At 64.1% G+C, this 26474-nt stretch carries 20 protein-coding genes; 14 read left to right on the forward strand and 6 right to left on the reverse strand.

Annotated features, from left to right (window positions below; genetic code table 11):
- The first annotated feature begins 171 nt into the window (after window positions 1-171).
- The 4 genes from xdhA (at window position 172) to guaD (ending at window position 6716) form a co-directional block, all read left to right on the forward strand.
- Window positions 172-1662, forward strand: coding sequence for a xanthine dehydrogenase small subunit (xdhA, locus tag CEJ42_RS04755; protein ID WP_088750149.1), 1491 nt, complete (start codon window positions 172-174; stop codon window positions 1660-1662).
- A 31-nt stretch (window positions 1663-1693) separates the two neighbouring features.
- Window positions 1694-4063: a xanthine dehydrogenase molybdopterin binding subunit gene (xdhB, locus tag CEJ42_RS04760; RefSeq protein ID WP_088750150.1), complete on the forward strand. Its 2370-nt coding sequence runs from the start codon at window positions 1694-1696 to the stop codon at window positions 4061-4063.
- Between the two features lie 29 nt (window positions 4064-4092).
- Complete coding sequence (gene xdhC, locus CEJ42_RS04765) at window positions 4093-5208, forward strand: xanthine dehydrogenase accessory protein XdhC (protein WP_079215680.1); 1116 nt, start codon at window positions 4093-4095, stop codon at window positions 5206-5208.
- A 209-nt stretch (window positions 5209-5417) separates the two neighbouring features.
- Window positions 5418-6716 carry a guanine deaminase gene (gene guaD / locus CEJ42_RS04770; protein ID WP_088750151.1) on the forward strand — a complete coding sequence of 433 codons (1299 nt, stop codon included), beginning with the start codon at window positions 5418-5420 and terminating at the stop codon, window positions 6714-6716.
- A gap of 146 nt (window positions 6717-6862) precedes the next feature.
- Here the strand turns inward: guaD and CEJ42_RS04775 are convergent, their stop codons facing one another.
- Window positions 6863-7465, reverse strand: a complete 603-nt coding sequence (locus CEJ42_RS04775; RefSeq protein ID WP_079215682.1) for a TetR/AcrR family transcriptional regulator — start codon at window positions 7463-7465, stop codon at window positions 6863-6865.
- Between the two features lie 288 nt (window positions 7466-7753).
- Here CEJ42_RS04775 and CEJ42_RS04780 point away from each other — a divergent pair, with 288 nt between their 5' ends.
- The 8 genes from CEJ42_RS04780 to CEJ42_RS04815 all read left to right on the forward strand — a co-directional run bounded on the left by CEJ42_RS04780 (window position 7754) and on the right by CEJ42_RS04815 (window position 19161).
- A complete protein-coding gene (locus CEJ42_RS04780; protein WP_088750152.1) occupies window positions 7754-9283 on the forward strand; it encodes an efflux transporter outer membrane subunit in 1530 nt (509 codons plus the stop codon).
- A gap of 5 nt (window positions 9284-9288) precedes the next feature.
- Window positions 9289-10530 carry an HlyD family secretion protein gene (locus tag CEJ42_RS04785; RefSeq protein WP_079215684.1) on the forward strand — a complete coding sequence of 414 codons (1242 nt, stop codon included), beginning with the start codon at window positions 9289-9291 and terminating at the stop codon, window positions 10528-10530.
- A 29-nt stretch (window positions 10531-10559) separates the two neighbouring features.
- Entirely contained in the window at window positions 10560-12131 is a 1572-nt protein-coding gene (locus tag CEJ42_RS04790; RefSeq protein ID WP_079215685.1) for a DHA2 family efflux MFS transporter permease subunit, read from the forward strand.
- 144 nt (window positions 12132-12275) lie between these two features.
- A complete protein-coding gene (locus CEJ42_RS04795; RefSeq protein WP_088750153.1) occupies window positions 12276-13280 on the forward strand; it encodes a zinc-dependent alcohol dehydrogenase family protein in 1005 nt (334 codons plus the stop codon).
- A 64-nt stretch (window positions 13281-13344) separates the two neighbouring features.
- Window positions 13345-14355, forward strand: coding sequence for a ParA family protein (locus tag CEJ42_RS04800; protein ID WP_088750154.1), 1011 nt, complete (start codon window positions 13345-13347; stop codon window positions 14353-14355).
- Window positions 14352-15233: an SIR2 family protein gene (locus CEJ42_RS04805; RefSeq protein ID WP_088750155.1), complete on the forward strand. Its 882-nt coding sequence runs from the start codon at window positions 14352-14354 to the stop codon at window positions 15231-15233. The genes CEJ42_RS04800 and CEJ42_RS04805 overlap by 4 nt, the downstream gene beginning before the upstream one ends.
- A gap of 238 nt (window positions 15234-15471) precedes the next feature.
- Window positions 15472-18174 carry a DNA mismatch repair protein MutS gene (mutS, locus tag CEJ42_RS04810; protein WP_088750235.1) on the forward strand — a complete coding sequence of 901 codons (2703 nt, stop codon included), beginning with the start codon at window positions 15472-15474 and terminating at the stop codon, window positions 18172-18174.
- A 60-nt stretch (window positions 18175-18234) separates the two neighbouring features.
- Window positions 18235-19161: a hypothetical protein gene (locus CEJ42_RS04815; RefSeq protein WP_088750156.1), complete on the forward strand. Its 927-nt coding sequence runs from the start codon at window positions 18235-18237 to the stop codon at window positions 19159-19161.
- Window positions 19162-19240: 79 nt separating this feature from the next.
- Here the strand turns inward: CEJ42_RS04815 and CEJ42_RS04820 are convergent, their stop codons facing one another.
- A complete protein-coding gene (locus CEJ42_RS04820; RefSeq protein ID WP_079215689.1) occupies window positions 19241-19783 on the reverse strand; it encodes an FKBP-type peptidyl-prolyl cis-trans isomerase in 543 nt (180 codons plus the stop codon).
- 192 nt (window positions 19784-19975) lie between these two features.
- Here CEJ42_RS04820 and CEJ42_RS04825 point away from each other — a divergent pair, with 192 nt between their 5' ends.
- Both CEJ42_RS04825 and CEJ42_RS25220 read left to right on the forward strand, forming a co-directional pair.
- Window positions 19976-21097: a cupin domain-containing protein gene (locus CEJ42_RS04825; protein ID WP_088750236.1), complete on the forward strand. Its 1122-nt coding sequence runs from the start codon at window positions 19976-19978 to the stop codon at window positions 21095-21097.
- A gap of 327 nt (window positions 21098-21424) precedes the next feature.
- The gene (locus CEJ42_RS25220) at window positions 21425-21682 is read left to right on the forward strand and encodes a hypothetical protein (protein ID WP_079215690.1); all 258 of its coding nucleotides are present in this window, start codon (window positions 21425-21427) and stop codon (window positions 21680-21682) included.
- 462 nt (window positions 21683-22144) lie between these two features.
- On the opposite strand, the gene CEJ42_RS04835 is transcribed toward CEJ42_RS25220, so the two are convergent.
- The 4 genes from CEJ42_RS04835 to CEJ42_RS04850 all read right to left on the reverse strand — a co-directional run bounded on the left by CEJ42_RS04835 (window position 22145) and on the right by CEJ42_RS04850 (window position 26453).
- Entirely contained in the window at window positions 22145-22930 is a 786-nt protein-coding gene (locus CEJ42_RS04835) for an MBL fold metallo-hydrolase (RefSeq protein WP_079215691.1), read from the reverse strand.
- Window positions 22931-22949: 19 nt separating this feature from the next.
- On the reverse strand, window positions 22950-24137 hold the full coding sequence (gene bamC / locus CEJ42_RS04840) for an outer membrane protein assembly factor BamC (RefSeq protein WP_079215692.1): 1188 nt from the start codon (window positions 24135-24137) through the stop codon (window positions 22950-22952).
- 63 nt (window positions 24138-24200) lie between these two features.
- Window positions 24201-25079, reverse strand: a complete 879-nt coding sequence (gene dapA / locus CEJ42_RS04845; RefSeq protein ID WP_079215693.1) for a 4-hydroxy-tetrahydrodipicolinate synthase — start codon at window positions 25077-25079, stop codon at window positions 24201-24203.
- 174 nt (window positions 25080-25253) lie between these two features.
- Window positions 25254-26453, reverse strand: a complete 1200-nt coding sequence (locus CEJ42_RS04850) for a tryptophan--tRNA ligase (protein WP_079215694.1) — start codon at window positions 26451-26453, stop codon at window positions 25254-25256.
- Window positions 26454-26474 lie beyond the last annotated feature (21 nt).

Below are 26474 nucleotides of genomic sequence, written 5' to 3' on the forward strand. Positions count from 1 at the left end.
GAAGCAGAAAAAAGATCCGCCAGCACCCGCCAGCAGATGTAACAGGAGGAACCAGCGCTTCCTGCCGGATCGAATAATAAGAGTGCGCCCCACGATCAGCCCTGGAGCGTGCCATAGAGCGGAACAAGCTCTAAGCACCCTTTGTTTGACCACATTTACCAGAGCAGAGACATGTCAGAATCGAATTGCGCGTCCCAGCGCCCCATCCAGTTCTATTATCGTGGCGAGATCCGTCAGGCGGAAGGCTTGCCCAATACCCGCACCGTCTTGCAGCACCTGCGCGAAGACCTGCACTGCACCGGCACCAAGGAAGGCTGCGCCGAAGGCGACTGCGGCGCCTGCACCGTGGTCGTCGGCGAGCTGCGCGAGGACCGGCTGGAACTGAAAACGGTCAATTCCTGCATCCAGTTCCTGCCGACGCTGGACGGCCGCGCGCTGTTCACCGTGGAAGACCTGAAGCAATCCGACGGCTGCCTGCACCCGGTGCAGCAGGCCATGGTCGAGTGCCACGGCTCGCAGTGCGGCTTCTGCACGCCGGGCTTCGTGATGTCGCTGTGGGGCCTGTACCTGAAGCACGACAAGGACGGCGTCGAGCCCAGCAAGCGCGAGATCGACGACGCCCTCTCCGGCAACCTGTGCCGCTGCACCGGTTACCGCCCCATCGTCGACGCCGCGCGCCGCATGGGCCAGCTGCCGACCGTGGACTTCGACCGCGAACAGGTGGCGCAGGCGCTGCGCGGCATTCGCCGCGAAGAACCGCTGGCGGTCACCTACAAGGGCCAGACCTTCCACGCCCCGCGCACGCTGGACCAACTGGCAAAGCTGCGCAACGATCTGCCCCGTGTGCGCATCCTGGCCGGCTCCACCGACGTCGGCCTGTGGGTCACCAAGCACATGCGCGACCTCGGCGACATCCTCTACATCGGCCAGGTGGAAGAGCTGCGCGCGATGCAGGTCAAGGACGGGTTCCTGGAAATCGGCGCCGGCATCTCGCTGGAGCAGGCCTACGGCGAACTGAACAAGCATTACCCGCAGGAACTGTCCGAGCTGTGGCAGCGCTTCGCCTCGATGCCGGTGCGCAACGCCGGCACCCTGGGCGGCAACGTCGCCAACGGTTCGCCCATCGGCGACTCCATGCCCTGGCTGATCGCGCTGGGTTCGCAGATCGTGCTGTACGGCGTGGACGGCCGGCGCGTGATGCCGCTGGAAGAGTTCTACATCGCCTACCAGAAGTCGGCCATCCTGCCCAACGAGTTCGTGCAGGCGGTGCGCGTGCCGCTGCCGCGCGAGGAGGTGAAGTTCCGCATCTACAAGCTCTCCAAGCGCTTCGACCAGGACATCTCGGCGGTCTGCGCCGCCTTCGGCTTCTCGCTGGAAAACGGTCGCGTCAAGGAAGCGCGCATGTGCTACGGCGGCATGGCCGCCACGCCCAAGCGCGCCTCCAACGCCGAGGCCGTGCTCAACGGCCAGGAGTGGAACGAGGAAAACGTGCGCGCCGCCATGGCCGCCATGACCCAGGATTACGCGCCGCTGTCGGACATGCGCGCCACCTCCGGCTACCGCCTGCGCACCGCGCAGAACCTGCTGTACCGCTACTGGCTGGAAACCCGCCCGGATGCCCCGCTGGCGACCGAATCGGTGCGCGCCTTCATGGCCGCGTGAGTGACACAGGAAGAATGAGCAGGAGATAGCGATGAACAAGCAAACCGAAGAATTCATGTCCAAGCTGACGTTGCCGCCCACCGGCTGGGCCGAGGTCGGCAAACCCCATCCGCACGAGTCCGCGGTGCTGCACGTGACCGGCGAGGCCACCTACACCGACGACATCGTCGAGCTGCAAGGCACGCTGCACGCGGCGCTGGGCCTGTCGCAAAAGGCCCATGCGAAGATCCGTTCCATCGACCTGGCCAAGGTCAAGGCTTCGCCCGGCGTGGTGGCGGTCTTTACCGCCGACGACATCCCCGGCGAGAACGAATGCGGCGCCATCATCCACGACGACCCGGTGCTGGCCGACGGCCTGGTGCAATACGTGGGCCAGCCGATCTTCATCGTGATCGCCGACAGCCATGACAACGCCCGCCGCGGCGCGCGCCAGGCTGTCATCGACTACGAGGAACTGGACCCCATCCTGACCCCGCGCGCAGCGCATGCGGCCAAATCCTACGTGCTGCCGCCGATGCACCTCACGCGCGGCACGCCGGCCGAGGCGTTTGCGAAAGCGCCGCACAAGCTGCAGGGCAAGTTCGACGTCGGCGGCCAGGAGCAGTTCTACCTGGAAGGCCAGATCTCCTACGCCATCCCCAAGGAAGGCCGCGGCATGCACGTCTATTGCTCGACCCAGCACCCCAGCGAGATGCAACACCACATCGCCCACGTGCTGCACGTGTCCTCGCATGACGTGCTGGTGGAGTGCCGCCGCATGGGCGGCGGCTTCGGCGGCAAGGAATCGCAGTCGGCGCTGTGGGCCTGCGCGGCCGCGGTGGCGGCGGTGCGCCTGCGCCGACCGATCAAGCTGCGCGCCGACCGCGACGACGACATGATCGTCACCGGCAAGCGCCACTGCTTCGCCTACGACTACGAGATCGGCTACGACGACAACGGCCGCATCATGGCCGCGAAGATCGACATGGTCTCGCGCGCCGGCTTCTCGGCCGACCTGTCCGGCCCGGTCGCCACCCGCGCGGTGTGCCACTTCGACAATGCCTACTACCTGTCGGACGTGGAGATCCACGCCATGTGCGGCAAGACCAACACGCAGTCCAACACCGCCTTCCGCGGTTTCGGCGGCCCGCAGGGCGCCATCGCCATCGAGTACATCGTCGACGAGATCGCGCGCAACCTGGGCCGTGATTCCCTGGAAGTGCGCCGCGCCAACTTCTACGGCATGAGCGACGCCGAAGGCCCGGACGCGCGCAACGTCACCCACTACGGCCAGAAGGTGGAAGACAACGTGATCCACGGCCTGGTCGACCAGCTGGAGCGCACCAGCGACTACCAGGCGCGCCGCCGCGCCATCAATGAGTTCAACGCCGCCAACACCGTGCTCAAGAAAGGCATGGCGCTGACCCCGGTGAAGTTCGGCATCTCCTTCAACGTGCCGCACCTGAACCAGGCCGGCTCGCTGGTGCACGTCTACACCGACGGCTCGGTGCTGGTGAACCACGGCGGCACCGAAATGGGCCAGGGTCTCAACACCAAGGTGGCGCAGGTGGTGGCCAACGCGCTGGGCCTGCCGCTGGAGCGCGTGCGCTGCACCGCCACCGACACCAGCAAGGTGGCCAACACCTCGGCCACCGCCGCTTCCACCGGCAGCGACCTCAACGGCAAGGCGGCGCAGGATGCGGCATTGCAGATCCGTGCGCGACTGGCGCAGGTCGCGGCCAAGCGCTTCGAGGTGGATGCCTCTGAGGTGCGCTTCGCCGACGGCCTGGTGATCGCCGGCGAGCAGTCGGTGGCCTTCCCCGACCTGGTGATGCAGGCCTACCTGCAGCGCGTGCAGCTGTGGTCGGACGGTTTCTATTCGACGCCGCGGGTGCACTGGGACTCCAAGAGCATGACCGGCCACCCCTTCTTCTACTACGCCTATGCGGCGGCAGTGGCCGAGGTGGTGATCGACACGCTGACCGGCGAATGGCGCCTGCTGCAGGCCGACCTGCTGTACGACGCCGGCGAGAGCCTGAACCCCGCGCTGGACGTGGGCCAGGTCGAAGGCGGCTTCATCCAGGGCATGGGCTGGCTGACCACCGAAGAGCTGTGGTGGAACAAGGACGGCAAGCTGATGACGCACGCGCCGTCGACCTACAAGATCCCGGCCATCTCGGACTGCCCGGCCAGGTTCCGCACCGAGCTCTACAAGAACAGCAACGTCTCCGACACCATCCACCGCTCCAAGGCGGTGGGCGAGCCGCCCCTGTTGCTGCCGTTCTCGGTGCTGCTGGCGATCCGCGACGCGGTCTCGGCCGTGGGCGAACATCGCGTCAACCCGCCGCTGCGCTCGCCCGCCACCAGCGAGGCCATCCTCGATGCGGTGGACGCCGTGCGCGCCGCCGTCGTGACGCAGTAAGCGCAACGCCAACCTGACAAGGAGCATTCATGACGACATGGCTTGCCGCTTTGAGGGAGTTGCAGAACGCCGCCGTTCCGGCCGTGCTGGTGACGGTGGCGGAGATCCAGGGATCGACGCCGCGCGAGGCGGGCGCGCGCATGGTCTATACCGCCGACAAGCAGTACGACACCATCGGCGGCGGCCACCTGGAATGGCGCGCCGCGCAGATCGCGCGCGGCATGCTGGAGGCCGCCGGCAAGGAGCCCGGGCAGCAACAGGGCCAGTTGCCGGCGCAGCGCCGGCTGGAACGCATCGCGCTCGGCCCCAGTCTGGGCCAGTGCTGCGGCGGCGTGGTGTTTCTGACGTTCGAGCGGATCGACCAGGCCGCCGTCCAGACCTGGAAGGAGCTGGAGTCGCACTGGCGCAGCGGCACCGACATCTGGCGCGCCTTGCCGCTGGACAACGCCGAGCCGGTGCAGCTGTATGAAACCGACGGCGAGGCCTGCGACCTGAACGGCCCCGACAACGGCCTGCATGCCACGCTGTTTCGCGACGTGCGCAAGACCTACGTGACGCGCGACGCCTATGGCCGCCGCTGGCTGCTCGACCTGTGCCGGGCGCACCAGCCGCAGGTGGTGCTGTTCGGCGCCGGCCACGTCGGCGCGGCGATCGTGAAGGTGCTCTCCAACCTGCCCTGCCGCGTGCTGTGGGTGGATGAGCGGGAAGACATGTTCCCCGAGCAACTGCCGCCGCAGATCACGGTGGAAGCCACCGACGTGCCCAATGCCGCGGTCGACATGGCTGAACCGGGCGCGTATTATCTCGTCATGACCCACAGCCACGCCCTCGACCAGCAACTGACCGAACGCATCCTGAAGCGGGACGCGGCGCATGGCGACGTCGGCTGGTTCGGCCTGATCGGCTCCTATACCAAGCGCAAGCAGTTCGAGCATCGCCTGACGGACCGCGGCTACACCCAGGAGCAGCTCAACCGCATGACCTGCCCCATCGGCATCCCGGGCATCTACGGCAAGGAGCCGGCCAGCATCGCCATCGCCGTGGTGGCGCAGCTGATGCAGCTGTGGGAACTGCGCTTCACCCAGCCCGCCCGCAACAAGTTCCCCCCTGCGCTGGCGACACACTTGCTGGACGGCAGAGGCTGAGGAAAACCCTGCCGTCACCCCGAGGATCCATCCGGACGAACACGCAACCGGCCCTGCCGGATCCTCTCCCGATTCCGCTTTAACCGCATCAGGAAGGCGTTGTCACGCGCGCGCCTTCCAGTATGATGACCATTGAATCGACGCCGCCCGCGCGCCCCTGCGCAGTTGGATCTGCCCTCGCGCGGCGCGGCCAGCATTGAGGAAACACCATGAGCACATCCATGCAAGCCTACCGCGCCAGCCTGCTGCACTTCACCGGCGACCCCGCCTTCGACGAACACGCCACGCAATGGCACGGCGACGGCCTTCTGCTGGTGGAAGACGGCAAGGTGAAGGCCGCCGGCGACTATTCGCAGCTGATCGCCTCCGTCCCCGCCGGGGTCGAGGTGCAGGACTACCGCGGCAAGATCATCTGCCCGGGCTTTGTCGACACCCACATCCACTACCCGCAGACCGACATCATCGGCTCGCCGGCGCCGGGCCTGTTGCCCTGGCTGGACAACTACACCTTCCCGGCCGAGCGCCGCTTCGAGAACCCGGAGCACGCGGCCGAAGTGGCCGATTTCTTCCTGGCCGAGCTGCTGCGCAACGGCACCACCAGCGCGGCGGTCTATTGCACCGTGCACCCGCAGTCGGTGGACGCCTTCTTCGACGCCAGCCACAAGCGCAACCTGCGCATGGTGGCCGGCAAGTGCCTGATGGACCGCAATGCGCCCGACTTCCTGCGCGACACCGCCGAAAGCGGCGTGCGCGAGAGCGAGGAGCTGATCAAGCGCTGGCACAACAAGGGCCGCCAGCACTACGCCATCACGGTGCGCTTCGCGCCGACCTCGACGCACGAGCAGATGAAGCTGGCCGGCGAACTGGCGGCACAGTATCCGGACGCCTACATCCAGACCCACGTGGCCGAGAACACCGATGAGGTGAAATGGGTCAAGGAGCTCTACCCCGACGCCCGCAGCTACCTGGACGTCTACGACCAGTACGGCCTGATGCGCAAGCGCGCGCTGTATGCCCACTGCATCTGGCTGGACGACGAGGACCGCGCGCGCATGGCGGCCACGCATTCGGCCGCCACCATCTGCCCGACCTCCAACCTGTTCCTGGGCAGCGGCCTGTTCGACTTCCCCAATGCCGACAAGGCGCGCGTGCCGCTGTCGCTGGCCACCGACGTGGGCGGCGGCACCAGTTTCTCGATGCTGCAGACCATGAACGAGCTGTACAAGGTCGGCCGCATGGGCGGCACCTACCTGCCGGCGGCGCGCATGTTCTACCTGGCCACGCTGGGCGGCGCCCGCGCGCTGCAGCTGGAAGGCACCATCGGCAACTTCGCGCCCGGCTGCGACGCCGACTTCGTGGTGCTCGATCCCAAGGCCACGCCGATCCTGGCGCGCCGCAGCGCCACCACCGACAGCCTGGAAGAACAGCTGTTCGCCCTCGCCATCCTGGGCGACGACCGGGCCATTGCCGCCACCTACTCGGCCGGCAGGCTGGCGCACCAGCGTTAAGCCTCGCAACCGCAAGGCAAAAAGAAAGCCCGGCATCGATGTGATGCCGGGCTTTTTCATTTGTGCCGAAGACTTGCGCCGAAGACTTGCGCCGAAGACTTGTGCCGAAGATTTGCCGCGGCGATTTGTACCGCCAAATTCGCCGTTCAGCGCGGCTGGTAGAGATACATGAAGGCGTCCACCGCGCGCTCGGCCGAGGCCTCCAGCTGCCCGGCCGGGAACTCGGTCACCACGTTGAGCATGCGCACATCCATCCACTCCGCCTCCACCAGCGAACGGAACTGCAGCGCCGCGATCCAGGCGTCGCCGGTGTGCAGCCTGCCCTCTTCCATCTTCAGGCGGAGGAACTCGGCGATGCGCATCCAGCCGCGCTTGGGGCCGCGCTCGTAGAGCATGGGGCCGAGCTCGGACTTGCCGGCGTAGTACATCGCCAGGCGCTTGACCGCCACCACCTCGGGTTTCAGGACGATGTCCAGATAATGGCGCGCCAGCCGCATCAGGCCCTGGCGCACGTCGTCCTCGTCATGCAGCGCGGTGAAGGCCTGCTCGAACTGGCAGCCCACCTGCTTCATCATCACCTCCACGAAGATCTCTTCCTTGGAGCTGAAATAGTTGTACAGGGTCGCCTTGGACCCGCCGATGCGCGCCGCAATGGCGGCCATCGAGGCGCCCTCGAAGCCGATTTCGTTGAATACCTCGCCGGCGATGTCGATCATCGACTGCCGCCGTTCCTCACTCTTCTTGCGCATGCCTGTTTCCTGGGTGCGTGTTGCAACGCCTGCCTGGGCGCCCGGTATCGCTCGAACGATGCCTTTTGTCAATTGATGCGATTCAATTCCCGATCAGCTGGGGATTATAGGCGGAGATGCATTCCAAAGCCGTCATTTCAAGCCAGTTTCCCGCATGAAAATCCTTGTTGCGGCAATGCCGCATAAAGACGAGTAATTTCTCGCAATCCTTCTTGACTATTCCAAAAGCCCAATACTATACTGAACTGTACAGTTTTGAAACGTGATTTTTCTCCCTCATCCACGACCATGAACAATCATTCAACCCCCGCCCATGGCGGCTCGGCAGGCGGCAAGCCCGCCGCTGCCCGGCCCGCCAGGCGCGCGCTGACGCTGTCGGCGATCGCCGCGGCCGCTGCCTTGCTGGCCGGCTGCGCCTCGTTTACCGACCTCGGCCCGCGCGCCGAACCCAAATCCATCGACAGCTACCAGAGCAGCCAGATGCTGGCCACGACCGCACCGCAGGCGGCCTGGCCGGCCGACGCCTGGTGGCATGTCTATGGCGACGACCAGTTGAACGCCCTGATCGACGACGCGCTCAAGGGCGCGCCCTCGATGGCGGTGGCCAAGGCGCGCCTGCTCAGGGCCGAAGGCTCGGCCCAGCAGCAAGGCGCGGCGCTCTATCCCGAGATCAGCGCCAACGCCTCGCTGGATCACATGAAGCAGTCCTACAACAACGGCATCCCGGCCGACTTCGTGCCCAAGGACTACAACAACGAAACCCGCGCCACGCTGGACTTCAGCTACGAGATCGACTTCTGGGGCAAGAACCGCGCGGCGCTGGCCGCCGCCACGTCGGAGCTTGAAGCCGCGCGCGCCGATGCCGCCCAGGCGCGCATCACGCTGTCGACCTCGATCGCGTCGGCCTATGCCGAGCTCGAACACCTGTACGCCCAGCGCGACACCAACGAAGCCGCGCTGAAGGTGCGCGTGGATTCGCTGGACCTGTTCAACCAGCGCTTCGCCAACGGCCTGGAAACGCGCGGTTCGGTCAAGCAGATGGAAGCGCGCCGCGCCATGGCCGAAGCCGACCTCAGGGCCACCGACGAATCGATCGGCCTGCAGCGCAACAAGCTGGCCGCGCTGGCCGGCGCCGGTCCCGACCGCGGCCTGCTGCTGGTGCGCCCGAAGATCGACATGAGCCGCCCCTTCGCCCTGCCCGACCAGGTGCCGGTGAACCTGCTGGGCCGCCGGCCCGACATCGTGGCCGCGCGCCTGCGCGCCGAAGCCGCCAGCAAGCAGATCAAGGTGGCGCGCGCCGCCTTCTATCCGAACGTCAACCTGAAGGCCTACTTCGGCTTCCAGTCGCTGGGCATCGACATGCTGACCAGCCGCGGCTCCGACATCGGCAGCATCGGCCCGGCCATCTCGCTGCCGATCTTCAACGGCGGCCGCCTGCGCGGCCAGTTCCGCTCGGCCAGCGCCAGCTATGACGAAGCCGTGGCCAACTACGACCAGGCCGTGACGCAAGCCCTGCAGGACGTGGCCGACGTCGGCGTCTCCGAAAAAGCGCTGTCGGGCCGACTGGAGAAAGTCCAGGCCGCGGCCGACGCCGCCGAGGAGGCTTACCGCATCGTCAGCAACCGCTACAACGGCGGCCTGGCCAACTACCTCGACGTACTCAACGCGCAGGACACGCTGATCACCAACCTGCGCCAGCTGTCGGACCTGCGCTCGCGCATGTTCTCGCTCGACGTCGCGCTGGTGCGCGCGCTGGGCGGCGGCTACCTCGAATCGACACATCAAGCAGATCAAACTGATACGCAAGCGAAAGGTTAATCATCATGTCCCACAGCGACTCCCAGGCAACCCACACCATGGCTGACGACGCCAAGCTGCGCGAAGAAGCCGCCGCCAAGGCAGCGGCCACGGCCAAGCGCAAGAAACTGTTCTCCATCTTCGGCGGCGTGGTCGCCATCGTCGGCATCGGCTACGGCGCCTACTGGTACCTGATCGGCTCGCGCTACGTCGAGACCGACAACGCCTACACCGCCACCGAGATCTCGGTCGTCACGCCGGCCATCAACGGCATCGTGGCCGACGTCAAGGTGGTCGACACCCAGAGCGTCAAGAAGGGCGACGTGCTGGTGGCCATCGACGACGCCGACGCCAAGCTGGCGCTGGCCCAGGCCGAAGCCGACCTGGACCGCACCGAACGCCGCGTCAAGGGCTTCTTCGCCAACGACGCCGGCCTGGCCGCGCAGGTGCTGGCGCGCGAAGCCGAGCAAAAGCGCGCAGCGGCCCAGCTGCTGTCGGCCCAGGCCGATGTGAAGCGCGCCGAGATCGATCTGCAGCGCCGCGAGGCGCTGTCCAAATCGGGCTCGGTGTCGGGCGAGGAACTCTCCAACGCGCGCACCGCCATGCTCAACGCCCAGGCCAACCTGAAGGCGGCCGAGGCCAGCGAAGTGCAGTCGCGCGCCAATACCAAGGCCACCCTCGGCGCCCAGAAGGCCAGCACCGTGCTGACCGCCGACACCACCGTCGACAACAACCCTGAAGTCGTGCTGGCCCGCGCCAAGCGCGACCAGGCCAAGCTGGACCTGGAGCGCACCGTGCTGCGTGCGCCGGTGGACGGCGTGGTGGCGCGCCGCCAGGTGCAGGTCGGCCAGCGCGTGCAGACTGGCGCCAACCTGCTCTCCGTGGTGCCGCTGCAGCAGATGCACGTGGACGCCAACTTCAAGGAAGGCCAGCTGACCAAGGTCCAGATCGGCCAGCCGGTGACCATGAAGGCCGACATCTACGGCGGCTCGGTGGAATACCACGGCGTGGTGACCGGCCTGTCCGGCGGCACCGGCTCGGCGTTCGCCGTGATCCCGGCGCAGAACGCCACCGGCAACTGGATCAAGGTGGTGCAGCGCCTGCCGGTGCGCATCTCCATCGATCCCAAGGAACTGGCGCAGCGTCCGCTGTCGGTGGGCCTGTCGATGCTGGTGGAGATCGACACCCGCGGCCAGATCCAGGCCGGCAATACGCAACAGCAGCAGAAGACCGCGCAGAACGGCGACGCCAAGGCCGCAGCGCTGTAATCCGGACCTGACACAAGAAGAGGTTTCCCATGTCATCCACAGTTAGCGCAGACGCCGGCCCGCTGCCGGCCCCTCTGCCCCAGGCCGAGCCGGGCAAGCTGCAAGGCAGCCAGTTGCTCGGCGCCGGCATCCTGCTGGCGGCCGCCAATTTCATCGCGGTGCTGGACACGACGATCGCCAACGTCTCGGTCTCGCACATCGCCGGGGCGCTGGGCGCCTCCACCAGCCAGGGCACTTACGTCATCACCTCCTACGCGGTGGCCGAGGCCATCACGGTGCCGCTGACCGGCTGGCTGGCCAACCGCTTCGGCACGGTGCGCGTGTTCATCTCGTCCATGGTGCTGTTCGGCCTGTTCTCGGCGCTGTGCGGCCTGGCCAATTCGCTGGGCATGCTGGTGCTGTTCCGCATCCTGCAAGGCCTGGCCGGCGGCCCGCTGATGCCGCTCTCGCAAACCCTGCTGCTGCGCATCTTCCCCAAGGAGAAGGCGCCCGCCGCCATCGGCCTGTGGGCCATGACCACGCTGGTGGCGCCGATCGCAGGCCCGGTGCTGGGCGGCGTGCTGTGCGACCAGTACAGCTGGCCCTACATCTTCTGGATCAACGTGCCGGTGGCGCTGGTATGCGGCTGGCTCGGCTGGCGCATGCTCAAGCCTTTCGAGAGCAAGACCACCAAGCTGTCCATCGACCGCGTCGGCCTGTTGCTGATGATCGTGTGGGTCGCCGCGCTGCAGTACATGCTCGACGAAGGCAAGGAGAAGGACTGGTTCGCCTCCACCGAAATCGTGGTGCTGGCCGTGATCGCCGTGGTGTTCTTCATCGCATTCCTGATCTGGGAACTGACCGAGCGCAATCCGGTGGTCGACCTGCGGGTGTTCCGCCATCGCGGCTTCTCGGCCAGCGTCACCACGATCTCGCTGGCCTTCGGCGCCTTCTTCGGCTCCGTGGTGCTCACTCCCCTGTGGTTGCAGGGCTACATGGGCTACACCGCCACCTGGTCGGGCTGCGTGTCGGCGCTGACCGGGATCCTGGCGGTGATGACGGCGCCCTTCGTGGCCAAGATGTCGACCAAGGTCGACGGCCGCAAGCTGGTCTGCATCGGCGTGGTGTGGCTGGGGCTGATGACCTTCGTGCGCGCCTTCAACACCACCGACATGACGATCTTCCAGATCGGCTGGCCGCTGTTCCTGCAGGGCATCGGCATGCCGCTGTTCTTCGTGCCGCTGACCGGCCTGGCGCTGGCCAGCGTGAACGAGGAAGAGACCGCCTCGGCCGCCGGCCTGATGAGCTTCTGCCGCACCATGTCGGGCGCCATCGCCACCTCCATCGTCAACACCAGCTGGGAAAACGACACCACCTACTTCCGCGCCGAACTGGCCGGGCTGGTGGACCGCTCCGGCGACGCCGTGAATGCCATGGCGGCCACCGGCATGACGGTCGACCAGGCTACCGGCTCGCTGGTGCAGACGGTGCAGAACCAGGCCGTGATGCTGGCCACCAACCACATCTTCATGATGGCCGCGATCTCGTTCTCGCTGGCGGCCATGGCGGTGTGGCTGGCGCCCAAGCCCAAGCGCGTGGCCGACACGTCTTCGGCGCACTAAGCGCCCACCTTCCCCCGACAGTCCGTTCCCCTGCGGACTGGGCAGGCGGCCACTCCGGTGGCCGCCTGTTTTTTCATGCTCCGACGGATCGCGGGCGATTTTGCTAGACTGCCCGCACCCTATGACAGCCACGGAGACCGCACCATGAGAGCCTTGCAAGCCGACGCCTTTTCCATCGCCTCGCTGAAGATCGCCGATGTCCCCAAGCCGCAACCGAAACGCGGCGACATCCTGGTGCGGGTGAAGGCTGCCAGCCTGAACTACCGCGACCTGGCCATCCTCTCCGGCAGCTACATGCCCAACCTGCAGCTGCCCTATGTGCCCTCGTCGGACGCCTGCGGCGTGGTCGAGGCGGTGGGCGAAGACGTCACCCGCTTCAAGGTCGGCGACCGCGTGGTGCCGGTCTACATCCAGGGCTGGCGCGACGGCGCGCTGACGCCCGAGCAGCGCGCCGGCGGTTCGCTGGGCGCGCCGCTGACCGGCGTGCTGCAGGACTACGTGGTGGTGCCGGCCGAAGACGCCGTGGCCGCGCCGGCCTATCTCACCGACGCCCAGGCCAGTACCCTGCCGATCGCCGCGCTGACCGCCTGGACCTGCCTGCAGCAAGGCGGCCTGCAGCCGGGCCAGAGTGTGCTGGTGCAAGGCACCGGCGGCGTCGCGCTGTTCGCGGCGCAGTTCGCCCGCGCCGCCGGCGCACGCGTGATCGGCCTGACCTCCGGCGACGCCAAGGCGGCGCTGATGCGCGACCTGGGCGTGGACACCGTGATCAACTACAGGCAGACGCCCGAATGGGCCGGCGCGGTGCGCGAGGCCACCGGCGGGCGCGGCGTCGACATCGTGGTGGAGACCACCGGCAGCAGCCTGTCGCAGTCGCTGTCGGCGGTGCGCTTCAACGGTTTCGTCGGCGTGATCGGCTTTGTCGGCGGCATGGAGGCGCCGCTGAACATCCGCCAGCTGATCGGCCCCATGATCCGCATGCAGGGCGTGGTGGTCGGCTCGCGCGCCTCGCTCGAGGCGATGATGCGCATGATGGCCATGCACCAGATCAAGCCGCTGATCGACTCCACCTTCCCGCTCGAACGCGCCGCCGAAGGCTTCTCGCGCATGGAGCAAGGCGCCCATTCGGGCAAGATCGTGATTACTTTGTGATCAGGTATAGTTACGCCAATAAAACTCTAGTCCAAAGCAAGATCTCTAAAGGGAATTCATCCGAATGATCGCGTTCTGCGTATTTAACAATAAAGGGGGGGTCGGAAAAACGACCTTACTTTGCAATCTTGCTGCGTACTATGCAATGCGAGAACAAAAAAAAGTGCTCGTAGTAGACGCCGATCCCCAGTGCAATGCGACGGCCTATATGTTCAAAGAAAAAGAACTAGAAGAACTATATAGCCCGACCAGAGACGGTAAAACGATCAATCAGTTGATAACGTCTTTAAAAAAATCAAAGGGTTACTCGGATATCCCGGTAAAAAAAAGCGCAACCTTTGGAGTCGATGTTGTTCCTGGCGATCCAAGGTTTTCACTTGCGGAAGATTTTTTAGCCAAAGACTGGTTAGATGCCACCGCCGGTGATGAAAGAGGCTTGAAGACCACATATCTGTTTCAAGCTCTTCTCAAGTGGGCGAAAGAAAAAAAATATGACTATGTTTTCTTTGATATGGGTCCATCTCTTGGCGCAATCAATCGAACAATCCTTTTGTCATGCGATTACTTCGTTCTTCCGATGTCTTCAGATATCTTTAGTTTAAGAGGTCTTCAGAATATTGAAGTATCCATCTCTACCTGGAAGAAAGGGCTAGATCGAGGCCTGACGACCTACTTCGAAGACAATCATGAAGATTTTGTGTTTGACGACCAAAGCAAACCGAATCGCGATGGCATCAAGTTCGTTGGCTATGTTACGCAACAATACACTGCAAAAACCGTTGGCGGAAAGAAGCAGCCTGTTGATGCTTACGAGAAGATTATTCGCAGAATCGGCCCTGCGATAAAAAAGCACTTAATCGACTCGTTAAATAAAGGGGCAAAACCAATTAAGGCATACAAGCTCGGGGAAATTGCGTACTTTCATAGTTTAGTTCCTCTTGCCCAAGCAGCAAGTAAGCCCATTTTCGGATTGAAATCCAGCGATGGTGTGGTCGGTGCACACTTCGATAAGGTAAAGCAATTTGAGGCCGTAATTAAAGAGATCGCGGACAACCTAGCAAATAACATTAAATGATTATCTGGCCTCGCGAACTTGTCCGCGAAATTGCACGCAGACGATGTGTACTATTTTTTGGCGCAGGAATTTCGATGAATTCTGTCGGAAAAGACGGAAAGACTCGCCCTCCAGGGTGGGGGGAATTTCTCTTGCACGCGATTGATCAAATTCCAAACATTTCGCGCAAGTTACGGAAGGATATCAAAAGCCTTATCGATCGAACTGACTATCTCACTGCCGCCGAAGTGATCAGAACCGAATTGAAGCCAGATGGCTTCAAAGCGCTAGTAAAGGAAGCGTTTCACTCGCCTGATTTTCAGCCTGCAACAATACATAGCCATCTGTACAAATTAGATTTGCGCATAGCGATCACTCCGAATTTCGATGGCATCTACGAAGCCGCTGCTGGGCAACGAGGGGCCGGGGCGATTACCGTAAAAAATTACTATGAAGATGACATTGCTGAAGCGCTTCGCCGAAATGAAACAGTTTTAATCAAGAGCCACGGCTCCGTATCTTCTGCCAACAAGCTCATTTTTACTCGAAGTGACTACGCCAAGGCTCGAAATCAACATGGGCAATTTTATGAGCTAATAGATGCGCTCTTGCGTACACATACTTTCATATTTGTCGGCTGTGGAATGGATGATCCAGATATTCGCTCTCTGCTAGAAAACTATTGCTATCGTCATCCATCAGCACAAAATCACTACTTCATCACGGCGAGCAATAATTACAACAAAGAAATTAAGAAAGTCTTAAGTGAATCTCTCAAAATTAACATTCTTGAATATGCGTACACGAAAGATCATTCAAACCTAACAAAGTCTCTGGAGCAGTTGATTAAGACTTTGGAGCTAGAGCGCAAAGAAGTCGGAGAGCGACAACTTTGGTAAGGAAGGAAGATCACCCTCAGTGAGCCCACTGGTTTGGCGTAATCATTGCGCGTACAATCCCACCTCAAGCATGCGGACCCCGGTCCGCATTTTTGATTTATGGCGCGCCCCGCGCGCAGCCGGTCTACCCTGCCGCCAGCCATGGCCCGTGCGCATCTCGGCGCCACAGCGCGCGCGGCAAAGCAATCCCGAACAAGCACCACCGGCCCAAGGCCAGGATCACGACAACGACAGCCTGATGACCAAAGATCTCGCAGCCCACACGCCCATGATGCAGCAATACCTGCGCATCAAGGCAGACTACCCGCACACGCTGGTGTTCTACCGCATGGGCGACTTCTACGAACTGTTCTTCGACGATGCCGAGAAAGCCTCGCGTCTGATGGGCGTGACGCTGACCCAGCGCGGCTCCTCCAACGGCAACCCGATCAAGATGGCGGGCATCCCCTTCCATTCGGTGGAGCAATACCTGGGACGCCTGATCAAGCTGGGCGAATCGGTGGCGATCTGCGAGCAGATCGGCGACCCGGCCACCAGCAAGGGTCCGGTCGAGCGCAAGGTGGTGCGCGTGGTCACCCCGGGCACGCTGACCGACTCCGACCTGCTGCCGGAAAAATCCGAACGCTGCCTGCTGGCGCTGCAGATCGCCGCGGGCCGGGCGCGCAAGCAGGTGCAGGTGGGCCTGTCGTGGCTGTCGATGGCCAGCGGCGCACTGAAACTGATGGAATTCACGGTCGACGCCCACCTGCTGGAAACCCGCCTCAAGCAGGAGCTGGAACGCATCTCGCCGGCCGAAATCCTGATCGCCGACAGCCAGCTGGAGCAGTGTGATCCGCTGCTGCCCAGCCGCGCCGTGACCGTGCCGGACTGGCACTTCGACCAGCCCAGCAGCGAGAAGGCGCTGCTCGAACAGCTGGCCGTGGCCACGCTGGACGGCTTCGGCGCGCAAGGCCTGACGGCGGCCATCGGCGCGGCCGGCGCGCTGCTGCGCTATGCGCAGTCGACCCAGGGCCGCGGCCTGCAGCACGTGCGCGCGCTGACGGTCGAATCGGAAAACGAATTCATCGGCCTGGACGCCTCCACCCGCCGCAACCTGGAGCTGACCGAGACCATCCGCGCCCAGGACGCCAACGCGCTGGCGCCGACGCTGTTCTCCACGCTTGACCATTGCCGCACGGCGATGGGTTCGCGCCTCTTGCGCCACTGGCTGCATCACGCGCTGCGCGACCAGAAGGTGGCGCGCGCGCGCCATGCCGCGATCAACGCGCTGATGCGCACCGACGCCTGCTCGGGCCTTTCGGCCACGCTGGCGGCAGTGCCCGACATCGAGCGCATCACCACCCGCATCGCGCTGCTGTCGGCGCGCCCGCGCGACCTGGCGGGCCTGCGCGCCGGCCTGCAGCAGCTGAGCTCGCTGCGCGCCTACGTCGCCATGTGCGGCCGCGACGCCGATGCGCCGCTGCTGGGCGAGCTGCACGAAGCGCTGGCCACGCCGGTGGAATGCGTGGACCTGCTGGAACGCGCCATCATGCTGGAGCCGGCCGCGATGGTGCGCGACGGCGGCGTGATCGCGCGCGGCTACGACGCCGAGCTGGACGAGCTGCGCGGCCTGTCGGAGAACGCCGGCCAGTATCTGCTCGACCTGGAGGCGCGCGAGCGCGCGCGCACCGGCATCGCCAACCTGCGCGTCGAATACAACAAGGTGCACGGCTTCTACATCGAAGTCACCAACGGCCAGAGCGACAAGGTGCCGGAAGACTACCGCCGCCGCCAGACGCTGAAGAACGCCGAGCGCTACATCATCCCCGAGCTCAAGGCCTTCGAGGATAAGGCGCTGTCGGCGCAGGAGCGCTCGCTGTCGCGCGAGAAATTCCTGTACGAGCAGCTGCTCAACGCGCTGGCGTCGCACATCGTCACGCTGCAGGCCATCGCCCATGCGCTGGCCCAGCTCGACACGCTGGTGGCGCTGGCCGACCACGCCGCGCGCAACAACTGGTGCGCGCCGCAGCTGGTGGCCGAGCCCAGCATCCAGATCGAACAGGGCCGCCACCCGGTGGTGGAGAACCAGATCGAGCGCTTCATCGCCAACGACTGCCAGCTGGCCGCCGAACGCAAGCTGCTGCTGATCACCGGCCCCAACATGGGCGGTAAATCGACCTTCATGCGCCAGGTGGCGCTGATCACGCTCTTGGCCTACGTGGGCAGCTTCGTGCCGGCCGCAAGCGCCGCCATCGGCCCGATCGACCGCATCTTCACGCGCATCGGCGCGGCCGACGACCTGGCCGGCGGCCGCTCCACCTTCATGGTGGAGATGACCGAATCCGCCGCCATCCTGAACAACGCCAGCGAACAGTCGCTGGTGCTGATGGACGAGGTCGGCCGCGGCACCTCGACCTTCGACGGCCTGGCGTTGGCGTGGGCGATCGCCAAGCACCTGATCGACGTCACCCGCAGCTTCACGCTGTTCGCCACGCACTATTTCGAGCTGACCCAGTTGCCGGAAGTCCACCCGAGCGCGGCCAACGTGCACCTGTCGGCGGTCGAGCACAAGGACAGCATCGTCTTCCTGCATGCCGTGCAAAGCGGCCCGGCCTCGCAGAGTTACGGCCTGCAGGTGGCGCAGCTGGCCGGCGTGCCGGCGCCGGTGATCCGCGCCGCGCGCAAGCACCTGTCGTCGCTGGAGAGCCAGTCGATGCAGCCGACGCCGCAGTTCGACCTGTTCAGCTCGGTGCAGTACGTCGAGCCCGAGGATGCGCCGCAGGCTTCGGCGGCGCGCGAAGAAATCGACGCCGCGCCTGAACAAGCGCCGCAGATCGTGGTCGAACCGGATCCGCGCGCGCAAGCTCTGCTGCAATCCCTGGACCAGCTCGACCCGGACGCGCTGACCCCGCGCCAGGCGCTGGAGGCGCTGTACCAGCTGAAGCAGCTGGGCCGCGGCTGAAAACCGGGCACCCCGGCAACCGCGCGCCGCCATGACCATTCCCGACGAGGCAGCCACACGATGAGACGTATCCTGCTGACCGCCCTGCTAGCCTGCGCCGCCTGCCTGACGGCGCTGCCGGCGTCGGCGGCGCCGCAGGATTTCGCGTTCGGCATGATCAGCCACGCCTTCGCCGGCGGCAACGGCGAGGAGGTGCTGCGCAAGGCCATCGCCGAAACCGATGCCGACAACCTGGCCTTCGTCGTGGTCAACGGCGTGAAGTCAGCCTCCGAGCCGTGCGACGACGCGCTTTACAGCCAGCGTCACGAGATCCTCTCGCAGGCGCAGAACGGCGTCTTCATGTCCATGGCGGCGGCCGACTGGATCACCTGCCGCGACCGCGAGCAGCGCTCCGACGCCATCGAGCGGCTGGCGCGCATGCGCGAGCTGTTCCATTCCGGCGAATTCTCCATGGGCGCGAGCCGCCTGCCGCTGCTGCGCCAGTCGCTCACGCCCAAGTTCCGCAGCTATGCCGAGAACACCCGCTGGGAAGTCGGCAACGTGCTGTTCGCCACCGTCAACCTGCCGGCCGGCAACAACCACTTCCTGCTCGACGGCGGGCGCAACAGCGAGTTCGAAGACCGCCTGATCGCCAACCGCAACTGGCTGCAGCACCTGTTCGCCTACGGCGCGCTGAAGAAGGTCTCGGCCATCGTCTTCTTCAGCGACGGCAATCCCTTCGGCCCGCCGCCCAAGCGCTCCTTCTTCCGCACCCAGCGCGACGGCTTCTCCGAGACGCGCCGCGCGTTCTCCGACCTGGCCGCCAGGTTCCAGGGCCGGGTGCTGGTGGTGCACGGCGAGACCGCGAAGAGCAAGGCGCCGCCGCGCATCCTGTGGACCGGCAACCTCGGCAGCGTGGGCGCGGGCGAACGCTGGCTGAAGGTGGTGGTGGACGATCACCTGCCGCAGCTGTTCGCGGTGGCCGATGCCGACGGCGAGCGGCGCTGAAACCCGCGCCTGATCCTGGCAGCAGAAACAAAAACGCCCGCGATTGCGGGCGTTTTCTTTTGCGGCGGATGCGGCAGGATCAGTTCAGCGGCTGGCTGCGGAAGTGGTCGCCGTCCTCGCCCTCATCTTCATCGTGGTGATGATGATGGTGGCCGTGCGGGCCGTGCACGTGGCCGTGCGAGATCTCTTCTTCCGAGGCTTCGCGCACTTCGGCCACCGACAGCTCGAAGCGCAGCGCGATGCCGGCCAGCGGATGGTTGCCGTCGAGGACAGCCTTGCCGTCGGCGACTTCGGTGACGGTGAAGATGACGGTGTCGTGGCTTTCGTCGTCAGGCGAGCCTTCGAACTGCATGCCCACTTCGATGGGCTGCGGCAGGCGCGAGACCGGCTCGATCTTGACCAGCTCGGAGTCGTATTCGCCGAAGGCGTCTTCCGGCTCGACCTGGATGGTGGTCTGGTAGCCGGCTTCCTTGCCGTCCAGCGCTTCTTCGATCTTGGGCAGGGTGTTCTGGTAGCCGCCGTGCAGATAAACCATCGGCTCGCTGCTTTGCTCGATCAGGTTGTTCTGCGCATCCGACAATTTGTAGTTCACGGAGACTACGGTGTTTTTTGCGATCTTCATCGTATGGGGTCCTTTGCTATCGGTATATGCTGCCGAGGCAGCCGGGTGTGGGGCTCAAGAGCATTCCCCCTTGCCATTCCCGCGCGGCAAGGACTCTTTTTCTTCAGCAAACTGAAAGCGCGATTATACCTGCATCAAACTTCGCCGCCTTTGCGCAGCTTCAAGCGCAGCGGCGCGCCTATAATGGCGGGCATGAAAAAACTCGCTCTCCTCGGCGGCCTCACGCCCGCCCAATTCCTGCGTGACTACTGGCACAAGAAACCGCTGCTGATCCGCCAGGCCATTCCCGGCTTCCAGGCGCCGCTGCCGCGCCAAGAACTGTTCGACCTGGCGCGCCGCGACGATGTCGAATCGCGCCTGATCACCCATCGCGCAGGCGGCTGGGACATGCAGCACGGCCCGGTCGCGAAATTGCCGGCCCTGAAGCAGAAGGCATGGACGCTGCTGGTGCAGGGCGTGAACCTGCATCACCCCGAAGCCGACGCCCTGCTGCGCCAGTTCCGCTTCATTCCCGATGCGCGCCTGGACGACCTGATGATCAGCTACGCCAGCGACGGCGGCGGCGTCGGTCCGCATTTCGACTCTTACGACGTGTTCCTGCTGCAGGCGCACGGGCAGCGCCGCTGGCGCATCAGCGCGCAGGAAGACCTGTCGCTGGAAGAAGGCGTACCGCTGAAGATCCTGAGCAACTTCCAGTCCGAGCAAGAGTTCGTGCTGGAGCCGGGCGACATGCTGTACCTGCCGCCGCACTATGCGCATGACGGCGTGGCCGTGGGCGAATGCATGACTTACTCGATCGGTTTTCGCGCGCCGGCCTTCCAGGAACTCGGCGAGTCCTTCCTCGACTTCATGATGGACAGCATCGACCTGCCCGGCCGCTATGCCGATCCCGACCTGAAGCCCAGCGCCAAGCCCGCGGAGCTGCCGGCCGACATGGTCGCGCGCATCCGCGACGAGCTCAACAAGATCCGCTTCACCGACGACGACATCACCATCTTCCTCGGCCAGCACCTGTCCGAACCCAAGGCCAGCGTATTCTTCGAGCCGCCGGCCGAGGAGCTGTCCTTTGCTCGCTTTTTCCAGGGCGCCAAGAAGCGCGGCCTGTCCCTGCATCGCAAGACGCAGATGCTCTATCGCGGCTCCCACGTCTTCATCAACGGCGAGTCGTTCGAAGTGCGACGCGCAGACAAGGCCATCCTCGCCGCACTCGCAGATCGCCGCAAGCTGGAAAAATCGGAGTTCGAAAACGCCTCGGAAGACCTGCTCGAAGCGCTGCATCAATGGCATGAAAGCGGCTGGCTAGAATTTTCTTGAATTGATTCGAAATCTTCCAAATCCGCTTAAGTTGATCGTTCGACAATCGCCGGAAAACGGCGTGGATAAAGGCCTTCCGGGGACATGGGTATAAATGTAAGAACTTACAAATTCTTACGAAAAAGAACGATTCCGGTGTGATTTCGGCAAAAAATAGCTATAATAACGGGCTGGAAAGTTTTCGTTGTGTTTGGTCTGTTTCGGCAGCAAAAAGAAGCAAAAGCCGAAGCGAAACCGCAAGGTTTGCCAGGGCATCGAAAGCCTCCTGTAGAGCGATAATTACCGGTAATTATTCATCGCACAATTTTAAATATTGAAGGAATATTCATGAAAAAGACTCTGTTGATCGCCTCCCTGCTGGCTGTTGCCCTGGCTGCTTGCGGCAAGAAGGAAGAAGCTCCGGCACCTGCACCGGCTCCTGCCGCTGAAGCTCCTGCCGCTGCACCGGCTGCTGCTCCTGCTGCTGACGCAAAGCCTGCTGACGCTGCTCCGGCCGCTCCTGCTGCTGACGCAAAGCCGGCTGACGCTGCTCCGGCCGCTCCTGCTGCTGATGCAAAGCCGGCTGACGCTGCTCCGGCAAAATAATCTTCAGATTATTTTCAGAAAAACCGGCCCTCTGGGTCGGTTTTTTTTCGCCTGTATTTTTCCTTTCCTTTTCCCTTCCTTTTTCCTTTCTTGCATCAGCGGCCAACGCAATCCGCGATGCGCTCCCCTGCCCCACGCTCCAAAACGCGTCAGATCACGCCATAGCGCGTTGATAGCGACCGCAGGACATCCAGGCACTGACAAAGCGCTGACAAGGCCTCAGAAGCGTTTTGGCGCGCGCGAGCCCGTTACGCGGCATTGCGTGGCAACGGATGCAAAAATGAAAACGAGGGAAACCGGGCAAAGCCGGTGAATCGGAATCGTCCGCTACGAGAGCGCAGATCCCGGCACAGTCAGTGATCAAGCGCAGTCAAGCCGCAGGGAATGGCAACAAATTGTTTCTGCCCGCGGCGCAAGAGATGAAGCGCATGCTGACAAAGCGCTGACCTGCTCGCCTTTTCTTTACACGTCCAGCCAGCCGAAGCCCTCGTCCTGGCACGCGATGCCGATCCCACCGAAGCTCGTGCCGAGCACGCTCTCCAGCGCGGCGCGCGCGAGTTCCGGGGTATTGTTCTGCCGGCTCAGGTGGGCGCCGACCACCTGCTTCAGTTTGCTCTTGTCGAGCAGCTGCAGGATCTCGGCGCTGGTTTCGTTGGCCAGGTGGCCATAGGCGCCGCCGATGCGCCGCTTGAGAAACGCGGGATAGGCAGAGTTTTCCAGCATGGCGCGATCGTGGTTGCACTCCAGCAGGAGCGCGTCGCAGGCGCCCAGCGCCTGCACCAGATGGGAGGTCGACTGGCCGGCGTCGGTCAGCACGCCCAGGCGGCGGTCGCCGTCACCGGCGACGTATTGCACCGGTTCGCGCGCGTCGTGCGGCACGGTGTAGGGCGTGAGTTCGAGGTCGCCGATGGCGATCTTCTGGCCGTCGGCGCAGTAACGCACATCGGTGTCGGCGGCATGCGCCGATACCGCTTCCCATGTGCCGTAGCTGAGCCAGACGGGAATGCGGTAGCGCCGGGCGAACTTGAAGACGCCGCTGACGTGGTCGGAATGTTCGTGGGTGACGACGATGGCGGAGACGTCGGAGGGATCCACGCCCAGGCGCAGCAGGCGTTTTTCCGTCTCGCGCAAAGCAAAGCCGCAGTCCAGCATCACGGTCGTTCCCGAATTGGGACGATGCGAGCCGGCTGCGGCCGAGATCAGCAGCGCGTTGCCTTCGCTGCCGCTACCGAGGCTCGCGAACTTCATTTGCGGCCCCGGTCTTGCATTACTTCAGCTGTTCGTTCAGCAGGCCGAGGATCTTGTCGGCGACATCGGAAACCTCAGGCTTGCCTTCGCCGTTCTGGACCACGATGTTGCTGCCGTCGCTGCCGGTGCCCTTGACCACGATGCGGTACTTGGCGGCCGACTTTTCCTTGTCCTTGGAGCTGGAGAAGATGCGGGAGAAGAAGCCCGGCTTGTCGGTCTTGTCCTTGGCGTCCTGGTTCTGGTCGACGTAGCGCACGAAGTAGACGCCCTGGCTGCGGTCGCGGTCTTCCACGGTGAAGCCGACGCGGTCCAGCGCCAGGCCCACACGGCGCCATGCGCGGTCGAAGCTTTCGTCAACCTGCACGCTGGAGCCGGCGGCGCTCTTCAACAGCTTGGAGCGGGCCTGCAGGCTCGGCGCATTGGCCACTGCGGCCTTGGCCTTGGTCTCTTCGGCGCCCAGGCGCACCATCAGGCGCGCCAGGAATTCGGCTTCCAGGCCCGGGTCGGTCGGACGCGCGGTCCACACCGAGGTTTCCTTGGCCGAGCCGGTCAGCACTTCTTCGGCGCCGCGATGGCTGATGAAGATCTCGGTGGTGCCGTTGGGGCCGCGCTCCAGGCGGGTGCGGAACTTGTCGCGCTCGCCGGTGGAGTACAGCGAATCGAACACCTTGCCCAGCGTGTTGCGGATGAAGTCCTGCGGAATCTTGGCGCGGTTCTCGGCCCAGTCGGTTTCCATCACGCCGGTGTCGGGCGACTCGACGTTGATCAGGAAGCCGCTGTCCTGCCAGAAGTCCTTGATCTGCGACCACAGGGCTTCCGGCGTCTGGTTGACCACCAGCCAGCGCTGGGTGCCGTCGCGTTCGACGCGGATGTCCTTGCCGTTGGCGGTGGGCGCAACCGAAGCGACGTCGGTGGTCGGCTTGGTCTGCTGCTCCAGGTTGTAGCCGGACGCGGTCGCCACGCCCTTGTTGGCTTCAGGGATGGCGTAGCGGTTGTCGCGCTGCAGTTGGGTCAGATCGGGCGGCACTTCCAGACGCGGGCCGCGGGCCTTCTCTGCGCTCTTGTAATCGATACGGTCGCCTTCGAGCATGCTGCCGATGGACGAGCATCCTGCGAGTCCCGCGAGAGCCAGTGCGACGACGATGCTGCGTTGGGTGATGGTGTACGCGGAGCGAACTGCAGGACGAACGTTCTTGCTATTAGTCATATCGTTACTATTGAAAGCGGGATCGAATTTCAGGAGACAGGGGTCCGGAAACGGCCAAGTCCATTATTTTAATACACCCGACTCGCGCAAAGCCGCGCGCACGGTATCGTGGAACGCCGCCCCCAGCGGCGCCAGCGGCAGGCGCATGCCCGTCGCGATCAGACCCATCTCCTGCATGGCCCACTTCAGGGGCACCGGATTGGGTTCGACGAACAGCTTGTTATGCAACGGCAGCAGCTTGTTGTTCAGTTCGACGGCGCGCGCGATATTGCCGGCCATGGCGGCCACGCACAGCTCGTGCATGTCGCGCGGGGCAACGTTGGCGGTGACCGAGATGTTGCCGGCGCCGCCGTACAGCATCAGCGCGATGGCGGTGGCGTCGTCGCCGGAATAGACGGCGAAGTCCTTCGGCGCCAGGCGGATCAGGTCGGTGCCGCGGCCGATGTTGCCGGTGGCGTCCTTGACGCCGACGATGCCCTTGACCTGCGCCAGGCGCAGGATGGTCTCGTTGCTCATGTCGGCAACGGTACGGCCCGGCACGTTGTACAGGATCACCGGCAGGTCGACCGACTCGGCGATCTTCTTGAAGTGCAGGTACATGCCTTCCTGGGTAGGACGGTTGTAGTAGGGCACGACCTGCAGCGACGCGTCGGCGCCGATCTTCTTGGCGAACTCGGTCAGCTCGATGGCTTCCGAGGTCGAGTTGCCGCCGGTGCCGGCGATGATCGGGATGCGTTTGGCCGTATGCTCCACCGCGACCTTGATCAGTTCGCAGTGTTCTTCCATCGAGACGGTGGGCGACTCGCCGGTGGTGCCGACGATGACGATGCTGTCCGTTCCCTCGGCGATGTGCCAGTCGATCAGTTTGCGCAGGCCGTCGAAGTCGAGGCTGCCGTCCGGATGCATGGGAGTGACGATTGCAACAATGCTACCCTTGATCATGATGTGCGTACTTTGGGAGTAGGTGAAAATAAAAAAACCGATTGTAGCGGATAGACGCCCCAATCGGTCAATTTGCCGCTCATACAGATGAAAGCGGAAGTAAAAAAACTGGGCCCGGACCGGACATTCCGGCATGTGGACATCGTCGCCCACGTTGCCCTTTTTCAATAAAACTCAATAGCCCAGTCCCATCGCCTCGCGCACGTCGCGCATGGTGTCCTGCGCCAGCTTGCGCGCCTTGTCGCAGCCGTCGGCGACGATCGCGCGCACCAGCGAAGGGTCGTCCAGATAGGGCTGGGCGCGCTCCAGCATCGGTTGCTGTTCTTGCAAGATGGCATCGATCACCGGCTGCTTGCACTCCAGGCAACCGATGCCGGCCGAGCGGCAGCCCTTGGCGGCCCATTCCCTGACCTCGGGCGGCGAATACACCTGGTGGAATTGCCAGACCGGGCATTTGTCCGGGTCGCCGGCGTCGCTGCGGCGAACGCGCTGCGGGTCGGTCGGCATGGTCTTGACCTTCTTGGTGACCGCGTCCTTGTCTTCGCGCAGCGCGATGGCGTTGCCGTAGCTCTTGGACATCTTGGCGCCGTCCAGCCCGGGCAGGCGCGACGCCTCCGTCAGCATGGCCTGCGGCTCGGTCAGGATCAGCTTGCGGCTGCCTTCCAGGTAGCCGAACAGGCGTTCACGGTCGATCATCGACAGGTTCTGGGCATCGTCCAGCATGGCCTTGGCCTGCTCCAGCGCCTCTTCGTCGCCCTTCTCCTGGAACTGGTTGCGCAGCTCCAGATACAGCTTGGCGCGCTTGCTGCCCAGCTTCTTGGCGGCGGCCAGGGCCTTTTCCTCGAAGCCCTTTTCCTTGCCGTACAGGTGGTTAAAGCGGCGCGCGATCTCGCGCATGATCTCGATGTGCGGCACCTGGTCCTCGCCCACCGGCACCTGGCTGGCGCGGTAGATCAGCACGTCGGCCGCCTGCAGCAGCGGATAGCCGAGAAAGCCGTAGGTCGCCAGGTCGCGGTCGGACAGCTTTTCCTGCTGGTCCTTGTAGGTCGGCACCCGCTCCAGCCAGCCCAGCGGCGTGGCCATGGACAGCAGCAGGTGCAGCTCGGCGTGCTCGGGCACGCGCGACTGGATGAACAGGGTGGACTGGGACGGATCGACGCCGGCGGCGAGCCAGTCGATCACCATTTCCCAGGTGCTGGTCTCGATGACGGAAGGATCGTCATAATGCGTGGTCAGCGCGTGCCAGTCGGCCACGAAGAACAGGCAGGGCAATTCGGACTGCAGTTTCACCCAGTTCTTCAGGGCCCCGTGGTAATGGCCCAGGTGCAATGCGCCCGTGGGGCGCATGCCGGAGACGACGCGGTCAGGATACATGGCGGTTGGCTGTAATTATTC

This window comes from Herbaspirillum robiniae (assembly GCF_002213415.1).
In the GTDB taxonomy this organism is placed as follows: Bacteria; Pseudomonadota; Gammaproteobacteria; order Burkholderiales; family Burkholderiaceae_D; genus Herbaspirillum; species Herbaspirillum robiniae.